Source organism: Brevundimonas sp., assembly GCF_032017145.1.
Classification (GTDB): domain Bacteria; phylum Pseudomonadota; class Alphaproteobacteria; order Caulobacterales; family Caulobacteraceae; genus Brevundimonas.
In genome coordinates this window covers 1-5,354 of the sequence record NZ_DALZQC010000153.1, presented here as the reverse complement: position 1 = coordinate 5,354, position 5,354 = coordinate 1, and the positions used below count along the sequence as shown (strand labels likewise).

6 protein-coding genes are annotated in these 5,354 nt (G+C 69.0%); all 6 read left to right on the top strand.

Annotated elements, in window-relative coordinates; translation table 11 throughout:
• Nucleotides 1-363, top strand: a 363-nt coding sequence (locus tag RTU05_RS16755) for a hypothetical protein (RefSeq protein WP_312599454.1), incomplete at its 5' end; no start/stop codon positions are given.
• A 104-nt stretch (nucleotides 364-467) separates the two neighbouring features.
• Nucleotides 468-1,850, top strand: a complete 1,383-nt coding sequence (tolB, locus tag RTU05_RS16750) for a Tol-Pal system beta propeller repeat protein TolB (protein ID WP_312599453.1) — start codon at nucleotides 468-470, stop codon at nucleotides 1,848-1,850.
• Nucleotides 1,851-1,994: 144 nt separating this feature from the next.
• Nucleotides 1,995-2,561, top strand: coding sequence for a peptidoglycan-associated lipoprotein Pal (pal, locus tag RTU05_RS16745; protein ID WP_248118410.1), 567 nt, complete (start codon nucleotides 1,995-1,997; stop codon nucleotides 2,559-2,561).
• A 125-nt stretch (nucleotides 2,562-2,686) separates the two neighbouring features.
• Nucleotides 2,687-3,811 (top strand): DUF3667 domain-containing protein, encoded by a 1,125-nt coding sequence (locus RTU05_RS16740; protein WP_312599452.1) that lies wholly within the window; start codon nucleotides 2,687-2,689, stop codon nucleotides 3,809-3,811.
• Nucleotides 3,812-3,860: 49 nt separating this feature from the next.
• The gene (locus RTU05_RS16735; RefSeq protein WP_312599451.1) at nucleotides 3,861-4,706 is read left to right on the top strand and encodes a tol-pal system protein; all 846 of its coding nucleotides are present in this window, start codon (nucleotides 3,861-3,863) and stop codon (nucleotides 4,704-4,706) included.
• Nucleotides 4,694-5,354, top strand: a 661-nt coding sequence (gene tilS, locus RTU05_RS16730) for a tRNA lysidine(34) synthetase TilS (protein ID WP_312599450.1), incomplete at its 3' end; no start/stop codon positions are given. The genes RTU05_RS16735 and tilS, both read left to right, overlap by 13 nt.

The following is a 5,354-nucleotide window of genomic DNA, read 5'->3' as shown; positions in this document are numbered from 1 at the left end:
CGCCCGACCAACAATCGCGGCCGCCCGGCGACGGGGCAGCAGGGGGCGGGCGCGGCAAGCCGTGCGACGGGGCCGCAATTGGCGGCCCTCGGTGCCCAGGTCACGCCGAATTGGAACCTGAACTGCGATCTGCCAGGCATGGATTCACTGGTGATCCGCGTGACCGTGCGGCTGACGGCCGATGGCCAGATCGTCGGCTCTCCGCGCGTGGAACAACCCCGCAGCGACGCGACCGGAAGGGCGGCGGCCGACGCCATGCTGCGCGCGCTTCGCGCGACGGCGCCGTTCGACGTGCCTGCGGGCTTCCAGGCGCAGGAAGTGCCTTTCCGTTTCGAAACCTCGCGCCAATGCGGCAATCGCTAAGGCGTCGGTCCGAAAATAAGCCCCAATCGCCATGAAGCGTGGCGAAACCAATACGACCTGCCGATAAGGGTCGAAGTGTCTCTGGACGACCGAGGGAAACAAGAATGCGACTGAACCTTCTCATGGCTTCCGCCGCCGTCATCGTAACGGCCGGCGCTCTGGTGCAAAGCTCCGTCCAGGCGCAGGCGGCGATGCCGGCCGCCTCAGGCCAGATCCAGGACGTGGTGGTCGACCAGGGTGTGCTGCGGCCCCTTCAGATCGCGGTGGTGCCGTTCGCGGGGACGCATGGGTCGGACATCTCCAGCGTGGTCAGCGCGAACCTGCGGCGGTCAGGCTTCTTCGAGCCGCTGAATCCGGCCAGCTTCATCGAGACGGGCCTGACCCTGGCCAATGCGCCGAACTTCCCGCAGTGGACCCAGATCGGGGCGCAGGCGGTGCTGTACGGCGGGGTGACGATGCGCGGCGACGGGCGGATGGACGTGGGCTTCCGCCTGTATGATCCGTACCGCCAGTGCCAGTTGGTCAGCTATCAGTTCACCGCGACCCAGGAGCAGTGGCGGCGGATCGCGCACAAGATTTCCGACGTCATCTATCAGCGCATGACCGGCGAGGCGGGCTTCTTCGATTCCCGCGTGATCTTCGTGTCCGAGGAAGGTTCGGCGCTGAACCGGATCAACCGCCTGACCATCGCCGACCAGGACGGGTTCAACCCGACCTATCTGACTCAAGGGGACGAGGTGATCATGTCGCCGCGCTTCTCGCTGTCGCAGCCGGACGAGATCACCTATGTCGCGCTGGGCAAGGATTACAGCCGCATCTACCTCTATAATCTGACGACCGGTCGGCGCGAGAGCCTGGGCGAATTCGACGGGCAGGTGCTGGCGCCGCGCTTCTCCAACGACGGCAACAAGATCGCGTTTTCGATCATCCGGGGCGGCAATACCGACGTCTATGTGATGGACCTGAGAAGCCGCCAGATCACGCGCCTGACCAACGACCCCGGCATCGACACCTCGCCCTCGTTCAGCCCGGACGGCAGCCAGATCGTCTTCACCTCCGACCGTTCCGGTTCGGCGCGGCTTTATGTCATGCGGTCGGACGGATCGGGCCAGCGGCCGATCTCGCGCGGGGGTGGCATCTATACGGCGCCGTCGTGGAGCCCGACCGGCAATCTGATCGCCTTCACCAAACAGGGCGGCGGCCGGTTCTCGACCGGGGTGATGAACGCCGACGGATCGGGCGAGCGTATCCTGTCCTCCAGCTATTTCGAGGAGGGGCCGAACTGGGCGCCCAACGGCCGATATGTCATGTTCGCGCGCCAGACGCCGGGCGGCGACACCCGTCTGTGGACCGTGGACCTGTCGGGTCGGGTGGTGTCGCAGGCGGGCTATAACGGACGCGGCACCGACCCGGCCTGGTCGCCGCTGCTGGACCGGCCGCCGACCAATCTGGGCTATGGCCAGGGCGCCGACAGCTGCCCGGCCTGAAGACCCTCGCCTCATTCATGGCGGAGCCATAAGGCTCAACACTGCGTTATCGCCTCTGGCGTCCCAAGGGCGTCCGAGGCAGACAGTAACGTCAAGCTTGAGGCCCGCCCCCTTGCAAGAAACGACACGTCAGGAGACGACCCCATGAAGACTTCACGCATCCTCAAACTGGCGATGGTCGGCTGCGCCGTGGCGGCGATGGCCGCCTGCACGCGCAAGCCCCCGGTCGAGACCGGCGTGCCCGGCCCGAACGACGGAACCTCGACCGCGCCGACCGGCCCGGCCTATCCGACCGCCCCGACCGGCCCGGTGACCGGCGGCGGACTGGGCTCGGCCCAGCCGGGGTCCGAGCAGGACTTCGTCGTCAACGTCGGCGACCGCATCTATTTCGACCTGGACAGCTATGAGGTCCGCCCCGAGGCCATGCCGCGCCTGGACGCCCAGGCCCAGTGGCTGCAACGCTATCCGTCCGTGACCGTCCGCATCGAAGGCAACGCCGACGAACGCGGCACGCGCGAATACAACCTGGCCCTGGGCGCCCGCCGCGCGGAATCGGTGCGGACCTATCTGATCAACCGGGGCATCCCGGCCGGCCGGATCGACACCATCAGCTTCGGCAAGGAGCGGCCGATCGCGGAAGGCTCCAACGAGGACGCCTTCGCCCGCAACCGCAACGCCCACACCGCCATCGTGTCGGGCGCGCCGCGCTGATCGGCGAAGGAAGACTGATCTGAAGGGAGGCGTCGGCCGAAAGCCGGCGCCTCTTTTCGTTTCGGCGCTTGTCCTGACGATGGGCGGGCGGCAAGAACACCGTCCTGGCGTTGGGGGATGACCATATGGATATCGAAGGGGCGGGCGGCGTCGTGACGGGCGGTCTGATCGCAGGCGCGATCGAAAGGCCGACCGGCAAGGCGGGCGAGGATCACGCCCCCGGCGCCTGTTCGGATTGCGGCGCCCCGACCAGCGGGAACTTCTGCGCCAATTGCGGTCAGCCGACCCATGTCCACCGCACCCTGCTGCACCTGGGCGAAGAACTGCTGCACGGGGTGATGCATTTCGACGCCCGCATCTGGCGCACCCTGCCGCTGCTGTGGCTGAACCCCGGCAAGCTGACGCGGGAATGGGTCGAGGGACGGCGGACCCGCTATGTCTCGCCGCTGGCCATCTTCCTGTTCACCCTGTTCGTGATGTTCTTCGCCTTGAGCTTCGCGCCGCACAAGGAGGAGGCGTCGGTCCAGCCGGCCGAAATCGCCGAACAGCGGACCGTGGTGGAGGCGGCCCAGCAGACCGTCAACGAGCTGCGCGCCGACAACGCCCAGCCCCAGGCCATCCAGGCCGCGCAGATGATCGTGGATCAGCGCCGCGAGCAGCTGGTGAAGCTGGAGGCGGAAATGCGCGACGGCCGGGCCGACGGGCTGAAGCCCGGCAGCTGGCAGGCCAGTCTGAAGGACATGGCGACCGGCGATGCGGAAGACGGACAGCCGCACGCCAAGGCGACCGTGATGGGCCAGGCGGTCAAGGCCGAGGGGCATGGCTTGGGCGCAACCATCGCCAAGAAGCTGCAGAACCCGGACTTGGCGCTCTATAAGCTGCAGCAGACGCTGTACAAATTCGCCTTCCTGCTGGTGCCCCTGTCGATCCCGTTCGTGGCGCTGCTGTTCCTGTGGAAGCGCGGGTTCACCCTGTACGACCACGGGGTGTTCGTCCTGTATTCGCTGACCTTCATGGCCATGCTGTTGATGCTGATGGTGGTGTCGGCCAGTCTGTCGGGATGGCTGGGCGGGATCGTCATTCCGCTGGGGCTGCTGGCCGTGCCGGTGCATATGTTCGCCCAGATGAAGGGCGCCTATTCGCTGGGGGTGTTTTCGGCCCTGTGGCGGACGACGGCGCTGTTGGTGTTCTGCAACATCGTGATCGGCCTGTTCGTCACGGCGATCATCTATCTGGGCCTGGGACATTGAGCGGGGCCGACGGCCTTGCGGCGGCCCCAAATCGGTGAAAGCTAGACGGATGACCAAGCTCTCGATCTCTCGCGCCCACGCCATCGCCGCCGCCGTCGGGGTGCTGCTGATCGGCGGCGCCGCCGTCGCCCAGCAGGCCCAGCCCAACATCATGGAGCGGACCGAATGGGACAACCGCCGTCTGGACCAGCTGGATCGCAATGTGCGCCGGTTGGAGCGGGCGCTGACCCAGAGGAACGCCGCCGGCCAGCCGGTGCTGGTCGAGCCGGACCCGGAGGTGGTGACGCTGCAGGGTCAGTTCGCCCTGATGGATCGGCGGCTGGGCGACCTGGAGGCCACGGTGCGCCGCATCAACGCCGACAACGAACGGCTGACCTTCCAGCTGGACGAGGCGACGCGGGACAATCAGGCCCTGCAGACCCGGCTGAGAGACGCCGAGGCCCGCATCCAGAAGCTGGAGACCCAGGCCGAGCTGAACGCGCCGATCGAGGCGACCTCGCCCACCGGGGACGCGACGCGCGATCTGGCGGCGGCGGTCGCCCTGCTGTCGACCGACAAGCCGCGCGGCGAGCGGGCGCTGGAGACGGTGATCGCGGCCTGGCCCGATACGCCGCAGTCGCGTGAGGCCAGCTCGCGCCTGGGCGACCTGCGGGTGGCGGCCAACGACAAGGCGGGGGCGGTGCCCTATTACGCCGCCGCGCTGAAGGACTGGCCGCGCATCGGCTGGGCGGCGGACACGACGCTGAAACTGGCCGACGCCCTGTTTTCGACCCAGAGGAAGCCGCAAGGCTGCGCCGCCCTGGCCGAGTTCACGCGCCGCTATGCGCCCTCCGCCTCCGATCCGCAGAAGGCCCGCGCGGCCCAGCTGCGGACCACGGGCGCGTGCGCCGCCTGACGTCCCACGGCGACGGGGGCGACGACGGGGGGCTGGCCGCCCGCGTTCTGGAGCGGCTGGATGCGCGGCTGAGCCGGGACGTCGAACGGCCGCTGGCCCTGGCCCTGTCGGGCGGCGGGGATTCCATCGCCCTGCTGCGGCTGGCGGCCGAATGGGCCGGGGCGCGCGGGCGGCGTCTGCTGGCGCTCAGCGTGGATCATGGGCTGAACCCCGACAGCGGGCGCTGGAACGCCTTTGCCGAACAGGCGGCGCGGGCGGTCGGGGCCGACTGGCGCGGCCTGCGCTGGGAAGGCGACAAGCCCGAGACGGGACTGACGGCGGCGGCGCGGACGGCGCGCCATCGGCTGATCGCCGAGGCGGCGCGGACGGCGGGCGCGCGGGTCGTGCTGTTCGCCCATACGGCCGACGACATCGCCGAGGCCGATCTGATGCGCCGCGAAGGGGCGACGCTGGGGCGGATGCGCGAATGGTCGCCGTCGCCCGTCTGGCCCGAGGGGCGGGGGCTGATGCTGCTGCGGCCCCTGCTGGACGAGGGGCGCGAACCCTTGCGCGACTGGCTGAGGGGGCAGGGGGCGGACTGGATCGAGGACCCCGCCAACGCCGATCCGCGCTATGGCCGCAGCCGGGCGCGCCAGGCGCTGGCCGCCG

Bases quoted from the DNA above. Each gene is read 5' to 3' on its own strand.
- RTU05_RS16740 (WP_312599452.1), top strand. From the start codon at position 2,687: ATGGATATCGAAGGGGCGGGCGGCGTCGTGACGGGCGGTCTGATCGCA.
- RTU05_RS16735 (WP_312599451.1), top strand. From the start codon at position 3,861: ATGACCAAGCTCTCGATCTCTCGCGCCCACGCCATCGCCGCCGCCGTC.
- tolB (WP_312599453.1), top strand. From the start codon at position 468: ATGCGACTGAACCTTCTCATGGCTTCCGCCGCCGTCATCGTAACGGCC.
- pal (WP_248118410.1), top strand. From the start codon at position 1,995: ATGAAGACTTCACGCATCCTCAAACTGGCGATGGTCGGCTGCGCCGTG.